Genomic DNA, 17,519 nt, shown 5'->3' with positions numbered 1-17,519 from the left:
TAGTGGTTCGGCTTCCGTCAAAACGCGGTGCCCAGGGACAAGCGGATGTCACGGGCCTGCGCGATATGCAGTTCGGCCAGGGCGCCAGCGCCCAGTTCATCACGCTGCTCGACGAGTTCGATGATCTGACGATGCTGCTCGTGTGCTTGGTGCCAGCGACCGGGTGCGCTCAGGGTGGTGGCCGGCAACTGCGCAACCTGCAGAGTGAGACGAGCCTGGAGGTCTGTCAGGGCCGCGTTGTGCGCTGCGGCTGCCAACGCCTGATGGAACACCCGGTTGGCGATCATGAGGTCGAGCGGCGTCGCGTCGGTGGGATCGAGGCCGTCCTCGTTCTGCCACGCGGCGCGGAGTCGAAGCAGGTCGGTTTCCCGGTGTCGCGTGGCCGCGTCCTGGGCGATGGCACGTTCGAGCCAGGTCCGGGCGCGGTAGATGTCGTTGATTTCCTCAGCAGTCCGGACCCTGATGCGCGCCATGCTGCCCTGGCGCACGATCATCCCGTCCTGCTCGAGTCGGGTGAGCGCTTCGCGGATTGGGGTTCGGCTGACGCCGTAGCGTTCACTGAGCGCGTTCTCCGACAGTCGATCGTTGACGCCGAGGCGTCCATGAAGGATGTCCTCGGAGAGCTGGTGGTAGAGGGCCAACGAGCCTCCGGTCCTCGCCGTGCCGGGGATCTCGGTGCTCATCTCGCTCCTCTGCAGAATCAGCATGGCGCTGTATGCAGGCAATCTATATGAGTCGGCCGATGCCGACCGCGCCACGTGGCGGAGTCGTGATCATGGGCAATCCATCTCAAGACACGGGAAATTTGGCGTTCACTTGGACCGTCGTTAGGGTGTATACAAGACCATGGCGAGGGATACATCCGACGGTGAAGGAAGCCAGATGGCGGGATATACCGACGATCAAAAGCAGTTCGCCGCATCGATTCGCGCGTTCGCCCAGAAGCACCTTGCGCCAGGCGCGTTGAATCGGGCGCATGACCAGAACTACTCGTGGAGCACGGCCAAACTCCTCGCGGAGCAGGGTCTGCTCGGGTTGACCATCGCCGAGCGCGACGGCGGTCAGGGCGCCACGCTGATGGACGCCGTGATCGCGATTCAGGAACTCGCGATGGTCTGCCCGAAGAGTGCCGACATCGTGCAAGCCGGAAACTTCGGTGCCATCCGTACTTTCGCCGAGTTCGCCACCGACGAGCAGAAGGCCAAGTACCTTCCTGGGCTGCTCCAAGGCAGCGCCTTGATCGCCCTCGGGATGAGCGAACCCGAAGCCGGATCGGCGGTCACCGAGTTGAAGACCACCGCCATGGAAGACGGTGACGACTACGTCCTCAACGGCACCAAGATTTGGTCGACCCACAGTGCCGACGCCACGCTGTACCTGGTCTACGTCCGATTCGGGCCGGGCACCGACGGCATCGGATCGGTTCTCGTCGAACGCGACACACCCGGCCTCCAACTCGGCGAGCCCAGCGCCTACATGTCCGGAGAAGTCTGGTCACAGCTATACCTGGAGGACTGCCGGATCCCCAAAGCGAACGTGCTGCTGGGTGAGGGCGGTTTCAAACGGCAGATGAGCGGGTTCAACGTCGAACGGATCGGCAACTCAGCCCGCTCCATCGCAATCGGCCGGCTGGCCTTCAACCTCGCCCGTGACCACGTCAGCCAGCGTGAGCAATTTGGCCACACCCTCAACGAATTCCAAGGCCTGCAATGGAAATTCGCCGAGTCGGCAGTCGCCCTCGAAGGTGCACAACTCTTGCTCGAACGTGCCGTCGCCGGCGCCGTCGACGGACTACCTTCGGCCTACGACACGGCCGTGGCCAAGCTCGCTGCCAACGAAGCGGGCTTCTTGGCCGCGAACAATGCCATGCAGGCGATGGGCGCGATGGGATACAGCACGGAAACCCTGGTCGAATACTGCATGCGCCGTACCCGGGGATGGATGATCGCCGGGGGATCGACGGAAATCCTCAAGAACCGCATCGCAGAGTCGGTGTTCGGCCGCCGCTTCAGCCAGCGGGGTTGAGGTGGAATCAACGACGCGGGCGGAACTGTCGACGGCGCTGTTTGCCCCACGATCCATCGCCCTGCTGGGCGCGTCGTCGGATCCGGTAAAGGCCTCGTCGCGACCACTGGCGTTCCTTCGGGCCAGTGGCTATGCCGGCGCCGTGTACCCGGTGAACATCAAGGGCGGCACCATCGACGGCGCACGGGTCTATCCGACCCTCGACGTCCTGCCCGAGGTTCCCGAGCACGCGTTCATCATGACCCCCACCCCCTCGGTCCTCGAGGCCGTCGAAAACTGTGGCCGCGCAGGGGTGCAGGTCGCCACGATACTGTCCGGCGGGTTCGGTGAGGCGGGTCCGGCAGGCCAACGATTGCAAGACGAAATCTGTGTCGCGGCTGCGGAATCGGGACTCAGGCTCCTAGGACCGAACAGTCTTGGAGTCGTCAACACCCGCAACGGTTTGACGCTCACCGCCAACGCCGCCTTCGCGGAGTCCGACATCCCCCGCGGCGGACTCTTCGCGGCGTCGCAGTCGGGCAGCATCATCGGCGCATTGTTGTCGCGCGGCGTAGGACGAGGAGTGGGTTTCTCCCGCCTGGTCTCGGTCGGGGCGGAGATGGATCTGAGCATCGGCGAGATCTGTGCCGCCACGCTCGACGACCCCGAGGTCACCGGGTACGTCTTGTTCCTCGAGACCATCCGCCACGCCGAGCGTTTCCGGCAGTTCGCCCGTGGCGCGGCAGAGCGGGAAAAGCCCATCGTGGCCTACAAACTCGGCCGCTCGGCTATGGCCGCACAACTGGCGGCGTCTCACACGGGAGCCCTTGCCGGCGAAGACGACGTCGCCACGGAATTCCTGGCAGATCTAGGCATCGTTCGGGTGCGCACCCTCGACGCCCTGCTCGAAGGCGCTCCGTTGGTGGCCGCGGTGCCGCCAAGGCGGCCACTGCAACGCCGCCGCGTCGGCGTGGTGACGACGACGGGTGGCGGCGCTGCCATGGTGGTGGACCAACTCGGCGTCTACGGGGTCGAGGTCGTCGGGCCCACCGAGCAGACCCTGGATCGGCTTCGCGCCGGCGGAGCTGCCGCCGATCCCGGGCTGGTGACCGACTTGACTCTGGCCGGCACCCGACCCGAAATAATGCGGGCCGCACTAGACGTCCTGACCACGGCTCCAGAATTCGATCTGGTCCTGGCCGTCGTCGGATCTTCCGCCCGTCACGCGCCCCAACTCGCGGTGGCACCGATTCTCGACATCGTCGGTGATGCCACGCTATCGCGACATCCGATAGCGGCCTTCCTGGTACCCGATGCGCCGCAGGCTCTTTCGATGCTGTCCGATGCCGGAGTGCCCAGCTTCCGCACTCCCGAGGCCTGCGCCGACGCGATCGCGGGCAGTCTGGCTCGTCGACCGGCACGAGATGTCCGTCCGGTGGCCCTGTCGCAGCGGCCAGGACACCTGGTCGACGAGACCACGTCGTACGAGATCCTCGCCAACGTCGGGGTGGTAGCTGCCCGACATACGGTGCTCGGCATCGACGACCTCGTCGCCGGGACGGCCGAGACGACGCTGCGCTTCCCCGTTGTGGTCAAAGCACATTCGGATCACTTGGCACACAAGAGCGACGTCGGTGGCGTCGTGCTCGGTGTGCACACCGTCGAGGAGCTCACCCAGGCAGCCGTCGGCATCCGGGCCGACGTCGCGCACCGGGCGTCCATCGCCCTCGACGAGGTTCTGGTCCAGGAGATGTCCGACTCCGTCGGCGAGGTGCTGGTGGGCTATCGAGTCGACCCGGTTACCGGACCACTGGTGGTCGTCGCCGCGGGTGGTGCTCTTGCCGAGCTGTACGCCGACCGCAGTATCCGGATGGCCCCGTTGGATCGGGCCGCGGCCGAGGAGATGCTGGGGGAGATCCGCGGAGTCGACGTGCTGCGCGGCTTCCGTGGCGGCCCGCACGCCGACCTCGATGCCCTGGTCACCTTGATCGTGAACATGTCAACCCTGGTGCAATACAGCAACATCGAGGAAGCAGAGGTGAATCCCGTGCTGGTGAAGAAGCAGGGCGAAGGGGTGGTCGCCGTCGATGCGGCAGTGCGTGTCCGCGGCGAAACCAACGATCTGGACCAGAAGGAGGACGCAGTCCGATGCTGACCGTCGATGCGTTGGCTGACCACGTCAACACCCAGCCCAACCTCATCCGGCGTGGCCGATTCCTGACTGCCACCATGCTTCTGGATCTCGGTGACGCCAGCTACCTGATCCACTTCCGTGACGGAAGGGTGGAGACCGTCGATTCCACGCCGACCGTCATGCCCGTGTGGACCTTCGCCCTCCGCGCGCCCCGCGCGGAGTGGGACAAATTCTTCGTCGCGGACCCGGCGCCGGGCTCACACGACATCATGGCGCTCATGCGTCGTCGGGTGCTGACCGTCGAAGGCGATCTGCATCCCTTCATCGCCAATCTGCAGTACTTCAAGGATGTTCTGGCGACGCTCCGAGACCGGGAGGTTGACTGATGAGCGCACGAATCGAACCCGTCACCGGCCACTATCTTCACGTCGAGATCGACGGAGTGGAACAACGAATCTACTTCGAGGAGGCCGGCTCGGGCATCCCGTTGCTGTGTCTGCACACGGCTGGCTCCGATGGCCGCCAGTACCGTCATCTGCTCAACGACAAGACGGTGACCGACCGGTTCCGGGTCATCACCTTCGACATGCCGTGGCACGGCAAATCCTCTCCCGCGCCAGGGTGGCGCGACACCGAATACCAGCTCACCGCAGCTACTTACAGCGCGATGATCCTCGCGTTCGTCGACGCCCTAGACCTGCAGCAGCCCGCGCTCATGGGGTGCTCCATCGGCGGTCGTATCGTCCTCAAACTCGCCCGTGAGGCCCCGGAACGTTTCCGTGCCCTGATCGGCCTGCAGTCCGGCCCGCATGTGGCGCCTTACTACGATCGTGAATACCTGCATCGCCCCGACATTCACGGCGGCGAGCTGTGTGCGGCATTGATGTCGGGACTAATCGGTCCACACGTGCCGGCTGTCGATCGTGACGAAACCCTCTGGCACTACTCGCAAGGCGGCCCCGGCGTCTTCAAGGGTGATCTGCACTATTACAAGGACGACGGCGATCGTGACAGCGATCTGGCTGCCATCGACGTTCGCAAGTGTCCGCTGTACTTCTTGACCGGCGAGTACGACTACTCCTGTATGCCCGAGGACACCCTCTACCTGGAGAAGATGATCCCGGGGACCAAGGCCGTCATCATGACCGGGCTCGGTCACTTCCCGATGAGCGAAGATCACGAGCGGTTCATGACGTATCTGCACCCGGTGCTCGACGCCATCGAGGCGGCGGGCCCGACGCCGGTCGGTCCATGACTGTGACCACCGGGCAGTCGGCCACCGTGTCTTACGACGTGGTGGACACGGTGGCCGTGGTCCGATTGGACAACCCTCCGGTCAACGCCAGCACGGCTCAGCTGCGTGCCGAGATCATCGCTGCCGTCAGCCGGGCCGGTGCGGATCCCGAGGCCGCCGCAGTGGTGCTCATCGGCAATGACGCAGCATTCGTGTCGGGATCGGACCTGCGTGAGTTCGATTCGCCGGAGCTTCCTGAACCCCAACTCCCGCAGGTCATCTCGGCCATCGAGGACTGTGTCAAACCGGTAGTCGCCGCCCTCAGTGGTGTCGCGCTCGGCGGTGGACTCGAACTCGCGCTGGGGTGCGACGCTCGGCTGGGCACCGCCACGGTCACGGTGGGGCTACCCGAAGTCACCCTCGGGATGATTCCCGGTGCCGGCGGAACCCAGCGCCTACCCCGGCTCATCGGCGTCGCCGCCACCATCGACCTGGTGTGTAGCGGGAAGAGGCTGACCGGCACGCAAGCGCGGGACATGGGCATCCTCGATGCCGTCTGTCCGCCAGAGCGGGCCCTGCTCGACTTCGCGGTCGGCTATGCCAAGAACGTCGCCACCAAACGGGTCCTGATTCGGCTGGATACCCCCACCGGCGAGCCGGGTGCGATCGAGTCGGCTGCGGCCGCGGCGACGCGCGCGTACGGCGTTCGTCCGCAGGTTCTCGCCGCAATCGGCAGCACCATGTTGGCCGCGTCGGCGTCCGCGCGCACTGCCCTGAACCATGAACGACATGAGTTCCACCGGCTGCGGTTGGGCCGCGAAGCGCGCGCCCTCCGGCACCTGTTCTTCGCCGAACGCGCTTCCGGCCGAACGTATCGCGATGTGGCCGCCACCCAGATCCAGACCGTTGGTGTCGTCGGTGCGGGCACGATGGGCGCCGGGATCGCGCGGACATTCGTGGACAAGGGCTTCGACGTCACGCTGGTCGAGATCGATCAGGACCGGCTCGACGGCGGACTCCGACGACTGCGCCAAGGCTACGAGCGCGGCGTTGCCCGTGGCCAGATCAGCGCGGATGACGCGCAGCAACGACTCGCCCGGGTGACGCCGACGACCCGGTACGCGGATCTGCAGGCGTGCGACCTGGTCGTCGAGGCGGTGTTCGAAGACTTCGACGTCAAGACTCAGGTGTTGCGGCAGATCTCAGATGTGGTGCAGCCGCACACTGTGATTGCCACCAACACCTCCTATCTCGACATCGAGGAACTCGCACGGTCCATCGACGATCCGCACCGCATGATCGGTATGCACTTCTTCAGCCCGGCCCACGCGACCAAGGTGCTCGAAGTGGTCCGCGGTCCCTCGACGGATGCCGCGACCGTGGCCGCGGTGGTCGCCGTCGGACGCGGGGTGGGCAAGACCCCGGTGGTGGCGGGTAACGCCTTCGGCTTCATCGGCAACAGGATCTTCAACGCCTATCGGCAGCAGTGTGAACTCATGCTCGAAGAGGGTGCGCTGCCGCATCAGATCGACGCTGCCCTGGAGGATTTCGGCTTTGCCATGGGACCGTTCGCGGTCGCCGACCTCGCCGGGCTGGACATCGCATGGAGGATGCGACGCACACGGGCGGCCGCGCGTGATCCTCGGCTGCGGTACGTCGATGTCGCCGACCGGCTGTGCGAACAGGGACGCCTGGGCCAGAAGGCGGGACTCGGATGGTATCGATATGCCCCGGGATCGGTTGTGCGGCTTCGTGACTCCGCTGTCGAAGACCTGGTGGTCGCAGAGTCGGAACGCAAGGGTATTGCGCGCCAAGGCTTCACCGATGCCGAGATAGTGCGCAGGGCGCTGGTCGCGATGGCCAACGAAGCCGATCTCATCCTGGCCGAACAGATTGCGGAGCGTGCCTCCGACATCGATCTGATGATGGTTCTGGGTTACGGCTTTCCTAGGCATCGCGGTGGGCCTGCGTTCTGGGCTCAGCACGAAGAGGTCGAGGTATTGCAGACGGAACTGGTTGCCCTGCGCGACGCCACGGGCCCGACCTACCGTATCGGTGACATGACTCATCTGTTGGCTCGCTAGAGCTGCACACGTGAGCGAGAGAGAACAGGGAGCTGTGACGAAGGTGAGCAACCACACCGACGATTATCCGGAGATCGCGTCATTCATCGACGGTGTCTGGACTCGAGGTTCCGGTGACCAGCAGATCGCAGTACTCAACCCGGCCACGGGGGAGCAACTCGGTGTGGTCCCGGTCGCGGCGCCGTCTGACATCGCGTCTGCGCTCGATGCTGCCGACGCGGCATTTGCGCACTGGCGCAACGTTTCTCCATTGGTTCGATCGGATACCTTGCGCCGGGCCGCGGCGCTCCTGCGTCAGCGATCCGCTACCGTGGCCGGCCTGGTCACCTCCGAACTGGGCAAGCCGACGGCCGAAGCGCGCCAAGAGGTGATCACCGCCGCCGAGCACATCGAATGGGCTGCCGAGGAAGGCCGTCGCGGTTACGGCCGGACGATCCCGGCGCGCGCGGCGGGCAGCATGCAGAGCACCCGGCACGAGCCTCTCGGCCCGGTCGCGGGCTTTGCGCCGTGGAACGCGCCCGTCATCACCCCGGCACGCAAGATCGCCTACACCTTGGCCGCTGGCTGCACGCTGGTTCTGAAGCCGTCGGAGGAGACCCCTGCGTGCGCGGTTGCGTTGACCCAGGCGTTCGCCGACGCTGGGGTGCCCAGGGGCGTCCTGAACGTAGTGTTCGGCGATCCCCGGGAAGTCAGCGCCTACCTGCTGGGCGAATCACGAATCAAGGCAGTGACATTCACCGGGTCGACGAGCGTCGGACGTCATCTCGCAGTCCTGGCCGCGCTGTCGATGAAGCGGCTGGTGCTCGAACTCGGCGGTCATGCACCCGTCATCGTCACCGCGGACGTCGACGTGCAGCAGGTGGCGGAGTCCGCCGTCGGTGCCACCTACCGCAACTCAGGTCAGGTCTGTACCTCACCCAGCCGATTCCTGCTGCACGACAGTGTGCACGACGAATTCGTCGACGCGTTCATCCGGCGGGCCGAACAGTTGGTGGTCGGCGACCCTGGCGACGAGCGTACTCAGATGGGACCGGTCGCCAACGAGCAACGCATCACGGCGATGCGGCGGTTCACCGAGGATGCCAGGAACCGCGGCGTGAGCGTCCCGATCGGTGGCGATCGCATCGACCGACCCGGGACGTTCTGGCGTCCGACACTTCTCGCCGACGTGACCGACGACGTCTTGGCCGTCAACGTGGAACCCTTCGGTCCGCTGGCCACCACCCAGCGCTACCAGGACCTCGACCAGGCCATCGCGACAGCCAACCGGTTGCCGGTCGGATTGGCCTCCTATGCCTGGACCAACAGCCTCGGTGACGCCAGGCGCCTGCTGGACGGCATCGATGCAGGTTCCGTCGTCGTCAACCAGTGGCAGGCGTCGCTTCCGGAAACGCCCTTCGGCGGCTACGGCGACAGTGGAATCGGTACCGAGGGCGGCATCGAAGGACTCGCCGCCTTCCAGCGGATCAAGTACACCGCGTTGGCATGACGTCAGCGCGAAGGTCGGGGATTCGCATCGCTTTTTAGTTCCCGGGTTTCAGGCGACGAGCACGATTCGACCGTCGACGGTTCCGTGTTCGAGCGCGTCCAAGGCGTTGTCGATCTCACGGGGCTCAAGGTGTTCCGTCCTTATCGGAACTCGGGGGAGGTCATTCCGCCGCGCCATCTCGACCAGTTCGTTGAGATCGTCGATGCTCCCGACCAAGCTGCCGCCAATCGTGATGCCCATCAGCGCCACATAGGCGTTGGGGACGACCAAGTCGCCGCCGAACAAGCCGACCTGGACCAGTCGGCCGTTCTTGCCGAGCGAATCGAAGGCAAGCTTCGCGGTTGCTGCGCTGTTGACGAAGTCGACCACGGCGTCGGCGGGCCCTCCCAACAGCGACAGGAGTGCCTGAGCGGGGTCACCCTTGGTCGTGTTGACCGTTCCGGTAGCACCGAGACTCTCGGCGATGCGGAGACGATCGTCGTTGATGTCCACTGCGACGATGGCGCGGTGGCCACGTGCGACCAGGATCGCGATTGCCATCAGACCGACGCCTCCCGCACCGATGACGACCAAGGGAGTGTCAGCATCTCGAGGCAGGGCCTTGCTGATTGCCGAATATGAGGTAACGCCCGAACAGGCAAGCGTTGCAGCCAAATTCGGGTCAACACCGTCGATGTCGACTAAGTAGTCTTCGTGGGGAACGAGGGCCATCTCGGCGAAGCCGCCTTGGCTGCGCATACCCATTGCCCTACTTGCCTTGCAGAGGTGTTCATCGCCGCTGACGCAGAGCGCGCACACTCTGCAGCCCTGCCACGGGAACACCAAGCGTCTCTGTCCGACCTGTGTGGTGGTGACCGCATCGCCGACGGCCACGACGTCGCCAACCATCTCGTGACCGGCGACGATCGGATAAGACGAGCCGCGAGAGGTGACCTCGAGATAGCCCGCGCTGCCGAGGTCGTAGCCGCCTGAGCGCATGTGTACGTCGGTATGGCACACACCTGCATGGGTGATCCGCAGCAAGACTTCGTGTCGCTCAGGTTGCGGCGTCGCGACTTCTTTGGTGGTTACGGACGCCCCGGGCTCGGTGAACTCGTAGACGTGCATGTGGTCCTCTCAACCGGCGGGCAGCAGGCTCAGATGCCCGGTGAGTCCTGATCGCGCCGTAAACCGTCATTCGTCGTCGGCTACCGGGAGGGAACTGATTCCTGGACCCGACGGCGTGCGTCACCGGTATGTATACAGCACCATAGTGATGTGCACAACTGCGCTCTCGAGCCGCCGAATGTGGACTCGAGCCACGCCTGCGACTCTGACGCCGTGGCAGAAGTACACACTCGCGGCGGTGGTGAACCGTAGGGTGGCGACATGCACGTCACCTCGGCGGAGTCGACGGAGCTGTTCACGGGCCCGGCCGACCACCCACTGCAGGTGGTGCGGGTCTCCTACCGCTTCTGTTCCCACGAAACGCCGGTGCGCGTCGAGGGTCCCGGCTTGCACACGGAGGTTGACGCGACGGCGGTGCCACGTGGTCGGGTCGTCGAGGTGTCGGTCCGGGTGGCCAACCCCGTCGTCGGCGAGCGGCGGAGGGCGGAACTCGTCGTCGGCCGGCACATCACCGAATTCGACTTCGTCGTCGCCGAGCCCGGGTGGACCATGTACATGGTCAGCCACTTCCACTACGACCCGGTGTGGTGGAACACCCAGGCCGCGTACACCAGCGTCTGGACCGAAGACCCCCAGGGCCGCTGCCGGCAGACCAACGGATTCGAGCTCGTCACCGCACACCTCGAAATGGCAAGGCGGGAACCTGAATACAAGTTCGTCCTCGCCGAGGTCGACTACCTCAAGCCCTACTGGGACACCAACCCCGAAGACCGCGACGACCTGCGCCGGTTGATCGCCCTCGGCCGGGTGGAAGTGATGGGCGGCACCTACAACGAGCCCAACACCAACCTCACCAGCCCCGAAACGGCGATCCGAAACTTCGTCCACGGCATCGGCTTTCAACGCGACGTGATGGGAGCCGATCCGGCGACCGCGTGGCAGCTCGACGTCTTCGGTCACGATCCACAGTTCCCGGGGATGGCCGCCGACGCGGGGCTGACGTCCAGCTCGTGGGCGCGGGGCCCGTACCGCCAGTGGGGTCCGATGGCCGACGGCGGCGATCCCGAACGGATGCAGTTCGCCAGCGAATTCGAGTGGATGGCGCCCTCGGGCCGTGGTCTGCTGACCCACTACATGCCCGCCCACTACGCCGCCGGGTGGTGGATGGACTCGTCGGCATCGCTCGAGGACGCCGAACACCAGACCTACGAACTGTTCTCGAAGATGCGGAAAGTCGCGCTGACCCGCAACGTGCTGCTGCCCGTCGGCACCGACTACACCCCGCCCAACAAGTGGGTCACCGACATCCACCGCGACTGGAACGCGCGCTACACCTGGCCGCGTTTCGTGTGCGCGTTGCCCAGTGAGTTCTTTGCCGCGGTGCGGGCCGAACTCGACGAGCGTGGGGTGTCGCCCTCGCCCCAGACCCGCGACATGAACCCGATCTACACCGGCAAGGACGTGTCGTACGTCGACACCAAGCAGGCCAACCGTGCCGCCGAGAACGCCGTGCTCGAAGCCGAACGGTTCTCCGTCTTCGCCGGGTTGCTCTCCGGCGCACAGTATCCGGAGGCGGCGCTGGCCAAGGCCTGGGTGCAGCTGGCCTACGGTGCGCACCATGACGCCATCACCGGGTCGGAGTCCGACCAGGTGTACCTCGACCTGCTCACCAGCTGGCGCGACGCCTGGCAGCTGGGGACAGACGCGCGCGACGCCGCCCTCGGGCTCCTGTCCACCGCGGTCGACGGCTCGGTGGTCGTGTGGAACCCGCTGGCGCACAACCGGACCGACGTCGTCACCATGCACCTCGACGAACCGCTCACCGGTGCCGTCGTCGACGCCGACGGGGCGCCCGTGGACGTGCTCACCGAACACGACGGGCACTCGGTCAGCTGGCTTGCCCGCGACGTTCCGTCGCTGGGCTGGCGGTCCTACCGCTTCGTCGACGGCGCCCCGTCGGGCTGGGAACCGCTGCCGGGGGACGAGATTGGCAACGGGTTCTACCGGTTACGCGTCGATGCGGAACGCGGCGGGGGAGTGTCGTCGCTGACCGTCGACGGTCACGAACGGATCGCCGCGGGCCGAGTCGGGAACGAACTGGCGGTCTACGACGAGTATTCGGCGCATCCCAAGGCAGGTGAGGGGCCGTGGCACCTTCTGCCCAAGGGGCCCGTCACCACGTCCGCCGCCGCCCGCGCCACCTCGACGCAGCGCTACCGATGCGCACTGGGCGAGCGGATCGTCGTCACCGGCCGGATCAAGAACCTGCTTCGGTACACCCAGACCATCACGCTGTGGAACGGCGTCGACCGAGTCGACTGCCGCACCACGGTCGACGAATTCACCGGCGAGGACCGCATGCTGCGGTTGCGCTGGCCGTGCCCCGTCCCCGGCGCGATGCCGGTCAGCGAGGTGGGTGACGCGGTGATCGGCCGCGGATTCGGGCTGACCCATGACCGCGGGGCCACCAAAGCCGTTGACACCGCAAAGTTTCCGTCCACTCTAGACAACCCGGCATACGGGTGGTTCGGGTTGTCGTCGGCGGCACGGGTGCGGTTCCGCGGCGAGCAGCACCGTACCCGGGCGATCGCCGTGGCCGAAGTGGTGTCCCCCGGCGGGGACGCCGACCCAGTGGTCCGCGAGCTGATGGTGGCCCTTGCGAGGGCTGGCGTCACGGCCACCTGCACCGCCGCGGCGTCACCCCGCTACGGCGACCTCACCGTCGACTCGAACCTGCCCGACGTGCGAATCGCCGTCGGCGGACCCGACGACAACGCCTTCACCGCCGCGGTCCTCGGCGGCAGCGAGACTGTCGCCGAGCGCATCTGGATTCCCGCGGCCCGGCCACTCAAGGACGTCTGGGTGCCAGGGGCGGACCTCCGCCGCGTCGACGCGTTGCCCGTCCTGATCGTCGACCTGGCCGCGGTGGCCGCGCTGATCGCCGACCTCGAGGATGCGGAGATCATGGTCGACCAGGACGCGCCCGACGACCTCGAACGGTTCGAGCACCGGACCGTCGCCGTGTTCAACCGCGGCGTACCCAGTTTCGCGGTCGACGCCGACGGAACGCTGCACACCTCGCTGATGCGGTCCTGCACCGGCTGGCCGTCCGGCACGTGGATCGACCCGCCGCGGCGCACCGCACCCGACGGATCCAACTTTCAGCTTCAGCACTGGACGCATACCTTCGACTACGCCGTGGCCTGCGGCGACGGAGACTGGCGCGACTCCGCAATTCCGTCGCGCAGTGCGGAATTCGGTCAACCCCTGCTATGCGTCGCGGCCAACCACGACCCGTCGTCCGGCGGCCTGCCGTCATGGGGGTCGCTTCTCGAAGTCGAGCCGGAGCGTGACGTGGCGCTGGGCGCGCTCAAGGTCATGGGCAACCCGATCGCCGGCGGCAGCGGGCGACGGGTGCACGCAGAGGACGGCATCGCGCTGCGCCTGGTCGAGACGCGTGGCAGGACCACCGACGTCGTGATCCGCTCAGGCCTTCGCAACGTCTCGGCGCCGCAACGGCTCGACCTGTTGGAGCAGCCGCTGGTCGACCAGCGGGCGGGCCTGACGCTGCACGGCTACGAGATCGCCACCTTCGGGGCTCAGCTGAACCTGCCCCGGGTGCTCGACGCCGACTACGTGGTGCTCGGGCCCAATGCCGAACCGGCGCAACCGCTCTACGCCCGCTACTGGCTGCACAATCGCGGGCCAGCCCCGCTCGGCGGTCTCCCCGCGGTCGCGCACCTGCACCCGCATCAACTCGCCGTCGACCCGGGCGATCAGGTCCGCCTGCAGCTCACCGCCGTCAGCGACGCCACCGACGTTGCGCTGCACGGCAAGGTGCGGCTCCTCGTCGCCCCGGGGTGGACCGTCGAGATGGACGAGCTGCCGTTCGTGTTGCCGCCGGGGGACTTCCTGGAATCGATCGTCGACCTGACGATGCCGCCCGACACGCCGCCCGGTCTCTACCCGGTGCGCGCCGAGCTGGGGGTGACCGGAAGTGCCATCCCGGAGTCGTGGCGCCAGGTCGTCGAGGACGTGTGCGTCATCTCCGTCGGCGCGACCGACGACCGCGTGCTGCGGTTCGTCACCGACCCGGAGCCAGTCGTCCTAGCGGCGGGGGAGACCGCCACCCTGAGCGTGACCGTCGCAACCGACGCCCACGCCGACCTCGTGGTCGAGGCACACCTCATCAGCCCATGGGGTACGTGGGAGTGGATGGGGCCCAACATCATCGGAGCCGACCTGGCTGCCCGCGGGACGGTCGACCTGGAGTTCGAGGTCACCCCGCCGGCGTGGCAGGCGCCAGGCGAATGGTGGGCGCTGATCCGCGTGGCCTGTGCGGGAGAGCTGCTATATTCGCCAGCGGTCAAGGTCGTGGTGTCGTGAGCGTCGTCGCCACCGTCGGGGACGACGCGGTCCTCGTCGGCGACGTGGACGCCAGCGAAGACCGACTGCGCGCGACCCGGTTGGCCACCGCCCTGCCCCAACCGGGCACCAGCGAAGGCCGACAACTGCGTCGCTGGCTCGTCCAAGTACTCGTCACCGCACGCGTGGTCGCCGCCGAGGCCGCGTCTGCCGGCCTGACCGCCCACGGGGCGCCGACCGAGGAGGAGCTCTTGCCCGACGTGCCAGCACGACTCGAGATCGGCAGCGTTGCCGCGGCCGCGTTGGAGGAGGAGCTGGCGCGTGCGGTGTTCGTCCACGTCACCTCGGGCGTCGCGGTGACCGATCACGAGATTCGGGACTACCACGCCCGCAACCCCTTTAGATTCGGAGGCCGCGCCGTCGGTACCTGCGGTTGGCGGGGTCGCCCCGTCGAGGCGGTCTTCGAAGACGCCCAAGCGGAGATCGCCCAGCACCTCCTCGGCGTGGCCCGGCGCCGGGAGTTCCGCCGCTGGCTCGACGTCCGTCGCGCGCAGCTGGTGCACCTGTCGCCTGGCTACGAGCATCCCGGCGACCCCCGTCAACCCGACAACACCCACAAGCACTGATGGGCGACCTGACTCTTGCCGTCGACGTCGGCGGCACCAAGATCGCCGTCGGTCTCGTCGACTCCGACGGGAACCTGCTGCACCACGCCCAGCTCCCGACACCGCGCACGGACGCCGAAGCCATCTGGTCGGTCACCGAGGGACTCATCACCGACGCCATGGCGACGGCTACCGGCGACGTGCGGGGCGTCGGCATCTCGTCTGCCGGGCCCGTGGACTTACCGAGCGGCACCGTCAGTCCCATCAACATCACGGCGTGGCAACGGTTTCCGATCGTCGAGCGCGTGGCCGCGGCCACGGGGCTGCCGGTGCGTCTCGGCGGCGACGGGCTATGCATGGCGATGGGGGAGGGCTGGCGTGGCGCGGGCCGCGACGCCCAATTCCTGCTTGGCATGGTGGTGTCGACCGGCATTGGCGGCGGACTGGTGCTCGACGGCGCACCCTACGACGGGCGGACCGGCAACGCCGGACACGTCGGCCACGTCGTCGTCGAACCGGAGGGCGACCTCTGCACGTGCGGTGGCCACGGCTGCGCGGAGACGGTGGCGGCCGGACCACATCTGGCGCGGTGGGCCCGCGCCAACGGCTGGGACGCCCCGCTCGAGGCCAACGCGAAGGAGCTCGCCGACGCGGCCAATGCCGGTGACGCCGTGGCACTCCGGGCCTTCGATCGTGGAGCTAGCGCGATCGCCCGGATGATCGCATCGGTGGCGGCGGTGTGCGACCTTGACCTGGTGGTCATCGGCGGCGGAGTAGCGAAATCCGGTGCGCTGCTTTTTGATCCACTGCGCGAGGCGCTGGGCCACTATGCGGGACTGAGCTTCATCAAAGACCTGCGCGTGCTCCCCGCCGAACTCGGCGGGGACGCGGGGCTGGTCGGTGCGGCAGCGTTGTTCAACGCCTCCGCCTGAGCGATTTGGGCGCGTTCAACCGCGGTGACCGCGGATTTCCGCGCCGAAAACGGGGGTGGTGGGGAGGAGGTCGGCGGGCTTGGGCGCGGTGGCCATCACGGTGCGGTCAGGCCTGACGAGAGCGGCGGTGGTGCGACCCCGACGAAGCCAGCGGGCCAACTCCGAACCCGGCGCGGCGAAGAACACCGTGGCGCAGCGCTGGTCGGCCAACTCTTGCTGGGCGGCCGTGAACGGCACCGCGGTGACGATCGAAAAGCCCATCCCCAGAACGTCGTCGAGCCGGCGACCGTCCGGCAGCGCGGGGTTGGGGCACAGCGTCCCCGTCAGCGACTTGGGGCCCAGTCGACGCTGAACCAGAGACGACCGGTGCAGCGCGGGGGTCGACGAGTCCACGATCCGACTGCGCACGCCGGGAATCAAGCCCAGTCGCGGTACCACGACCCGACGCAGCAGGCTGCCCAGCTCACCACCGGCGGTCATGGCTCGACCGACCGCGAGAGCGAGCTGGATCATGGCTCGCGCGTGCGGCTTTCGCTCCTGTTGATAGCTGTCGAGAACCTCGGGCGACAGCTGGCCCCACAGCACGCCGGCCAACTTCCACGCGAGATTGTGAGCGTCACGAAGTCCGGCGCCCATGCCCTGGCCGATGAAGGGCGGCGTCAGATGGGCGGCGTCCCCGAGGATGAAGACGTTTCCCGCCCGCCACCGGTCGGCGATCTGTGCGCGGAAGGTGTACTCGGCGACGCGGATCAACCGCAGCTGGTCGGTGCGAATGCCGCGCGTCCACGGCGCGATCAACGGTTCGACCGCGGACAGCTCGGCGTACTGGTCGGCGGACTCACCGGGCAGCAGCTGGAACTCCCAGCGGTACCGCGTGCCCCCGACGCGCATGTACGTGGCGGCCCGAACGGGGTCGCACACCTGATGGACGCCCTCCCACTGCTTCAGATCCGCGTCGGTGTCGACGTCGACGACCAACCAGCGTTGGTCGAAGTGCATGTCCTCCATCCGGGAGCCGATGCTCGAGCGCACGAAGCTGTTGGCGCCGTCGCATCCCAAGACGTAGTCCGCGTCGACGCTCGTCGTGGTGTCACCCGCGTGGTCGTGGTAGGTGACGCGGACGCGGCCGTCGACCTGCTCGACACCGGTCACCTCGGCGTTGCCGCGCAATTCGACGCACCGCTGACGCATCAGCTCGTCGCGCAGCACGGCCTCGAGCTCGGGCTGGTCGAACATGTTCGCCTGCGGGTAGCCCTGTGCGCTGGGGGCGGTGTCACGGCTGAACTCGGCCAGCACGCGGTGGTGTTGGTCGCGGAGCTGCAGTCCGTGCGCCGGCCGTGAGATGGCCGCGAACCGGTCGGCGAGCCCGAGTCGCGCCACGACGCGGCACACCTCGTCGTCCATGTGCACGGCACGGGGTTGGGGATACACCCCGTCCCAGCGGTCGAGGACCAAACTTCTGATTCCGTACTGCGCCAACAGTATTGCCGCGGTGGCACCGGTGGGTCCGGCGCCGACGATGACGACGGGCGCACGGTGAACATCGCTGTGCTGCAGCATGTTCA

12 protein-coding genes are annotated in these 17,519 nt (G+C 67.1%); 9 read left to right on the top strand and 3 right to left on the bottom strand.

Annotated features, from left to right (window positions below):
- Positions 1-17 precede the first annotated feature (17 nt).
- Positions 18-641 (bottom strand): GntR family transcriptional regulator, encoded by a 624-nt coding sequence (locus tag ASD37_RS07970; protein WP_162253243.1) that lies wholly within the window; start codon positions 639-641, stop codon positions 18-20.
- Between the two features lie 241 nt (positions 642-882).
- On the opposite strand from ASD37_RS07970, the gene ASD37_RS07965 reads away from it, so the two are divergent.
- The 6 genes from ASD37_RS07965 to ASD37_RS07940 are packed head-to-tail and all read left to right on the top strand — an operon-like array spanning position 883 to position 8,945.
- Positions 883-2,025 carry an acyl-CoA dehydrogenase family protein gene (locus ASD37_RS07965; protein ID WP_056550386.1) on the top strand — a complete coding sequence of 381 codons (1,143 nt, stop codon included), beginning with the start codon at positions 883-885 and terminating at the stop codon, positions 2,023-2,025.
- Position 2,026: 1 nt separating this feature from the next.
- Positions 2,027-4,159 (top strand): acetate--CoA ligase family protein, encoded by a 2,133-nt coding sequence (locus ASD37_RS07960; RefSeq protein WP_056550384.1) that lies wholly within the window; start codon positions 2,027-2,029, stop codon positions 4,157-4,159.
- Entirely contained in the window at positions 4,153-4,524 is a 372-nt protein-coding gene (locus ASD37_RS07955; protein ID WP_056550381.1) for a hypothetical protein, read from the top strand. Before ASD37_RS07960 ends, ASD37_RS07955 begins: the two co-directional genes overlap by 7 nt.
- Complete coding sequence (locus ASD37_RS07950; RefSeq protein WP_056550380.1) at positions 4,524-5,393, top strand: alpha/beta fold hydrolase; 870 nt, start codon at positions 4,524-4,526, stop codon at positions 5,391-5,393. The genes ASD37_RS07955 and ASD37_RS07950 overlap by 1 nt, the downstream gene beginning before the upstream one ends.
- Positions 5,390-7,456 carry a 3-hydroxyacyl-CoA dehydrogenase NAD-binding domain-containing protein gene (locus ASD37_RS07945; protein ID WP_056550379.1) on the top strand — a complete coding sequence of 689 codons (2,067 nt, stop codon included), beginning with the start codon at positions 5,390-5,392 and terminating at the stop codon, positions 7,454-7,456. The genes ASD37_RS07950 and ASD37_RS07945 overlap by 4 nt, the downstream gene beginning before the upstream one ends.
- Before the next feature lie 43 nt (positions 7,457-7,499).
- On the top strand, positions 7,500-8,945 hold the full coding sequence (locus ASD37_RS07940; protein WP_056550375.1) for an aldehyde dehydrogenase family protein: 1,446 nt from the start codon (positions 7,500-7,502) through the stop codon (positions 8,943-8,945).
- Positions 8,946-8,993: 48 nt separating this feature from the next.
- Here ASD37_RS07940 and ASD37_RS07935 read toward each other — a convergent pair whose 3' ends face one another.
- Positions 8,994-10,052 (bottom strand): alcohol dehydrogenase, encoded by a 1,059-nt coding sequence (locus tag ASD37_RS07935; protein WP_056550373.1) that lies wholly within the window; start codon positions 10,050-10,052, stop codon positions 8,994-8,996.
- 261 nt (positions 10,053-10,313) lie between these two features.
- Between ASD37_RS07935 and ASD37_RS07930 the strand changes: the two genes are divergently transcribed.
- From ASD37_RS07930 to ASD37_RS07920, 3 genes are read left to right on the top strand one after another with little or no spacing between them, the layout of a single operon-like run.
- Entirely contained in the window at positions 10,314-14,438 is a 4,125-nt protein-coding gene (locus tag ASD37_RS07930) for an NEW3 domain-containing protein (protein WP_056550372.1), read from the top strand.
- Entirely contained in the window at positions 14,435-15,043 is a 609-nt protein-coding gene (locus ASD37_RS07925; protein WP_056550371.1) for a hypothetical protein, read from the top strand. The genes ASD37_RS07930 and ASD37_RS07925 overlap by 4 nt, the downstream gene beginning before the upstream one ends.
- The gene (locus ASD37_RS07920) at positions 15,043-15,954 is read left to right on the top strand and encodes an ROK family protein (RefSeq protein ID WP_056550370.1); all 912 of its coding nucleotides are present in this window, start codon (positions 15,043-15,045) and stop codon (positions 15,952-15,954) included. The genes ASD37_RS07925 and ASD37_RS07920 overlap by 1 nt, the downstream gene beginning before the upstream one ends.
- A 15-nt stretch (positions 15,955-15,969) precedes the next feature.
- On the opposite strand, the gene ASD37_RS07915 is transcribed toward ASD37_RS07920, so the two are convergent.
- A complete protein-coding gene (locus ASD37_RS07915; RefSeq protein WP_082570025.1) occupies positions 15,970-17,514 on the bottom strand; it encodes a bifunctional 3-(3-hydroxy-phenyl)propionate/3-hydroxycinnamic acid hydroxylase in 1,545 nt (514 codons plus the stop codon).
- Positions 17,515-17,519: the final 5 nt, after the last annotated feature.

The organism is Mycobacterium sp. Root135, from assembly GCF_001426545.1.
Classification (GTDB): Bacteria; Actinomycetota; Actinomycetes; order Mycobacteriales; family Mycobacteriaceae; genus Mycobacterium.
This window is presented reverse-complemented; position numbering and strand designations above follow the sequence as displayed.

Bases quoted from the DNA above. Each gene is read 5' to 3' on its own strand.
- ASD37_RS07930 (WP_056550372.1), top strand. From the start codon at position 10,314: ATGCACGTCACCTCGGCGGAGTCGACGGAGCTGTTCACGGGCCCGGCC.
- ASD37_RS07945 (WP_056550379.1), top strand. From the start codon at position 5,390: ATGACTGTGACCACCGGGCAGTCGGCCACCGTGTCTTACGACGTGGTG.
- ASD37_RS07965 (WP_056550386.1), top strand. From the start codon at position 883: ATGGCGGGATATACCGACGATCAAAAGCAGTTCGCCGCATCGATTCGC.
- ASD37_RS07920 (WP_056550370.1), top strand. From the start codon at position 15,043: ATGGGCGACCTGACTCTTGCCGTCGACGTCGGCGGCACCAAGATCGCC.
- ASD37_RS07950 (WP_056550380.1), top strand. From the start codon at position 4,524: ATGAGCGCACGAATCGAACCCGTCACCGGCCACTATCTTCACGTCGAG.
- ASD37_RS07935 (WP_056550373.1), bottom strand. From the start codon at position 10,052: ATGCACGTCTACGAGTTCACCGAGCCCGGGGCGTCCGTAACCACCAAA.
- ASD37_RS07955 (WP_056550381.1), top strand. From the start codon at position 4,153: ATGCTGACCGTCGATGCGTTGGCTGACCACGTCAACACCCAGCCCAAC.
- ASD37_RS07915 (WP_082570025.1), bottom strand. From the start codon at position 17,514: ATGCTGCAGCACAGCGATGTTCACCGTGCGCCCGTCGTCATCGTCGGC.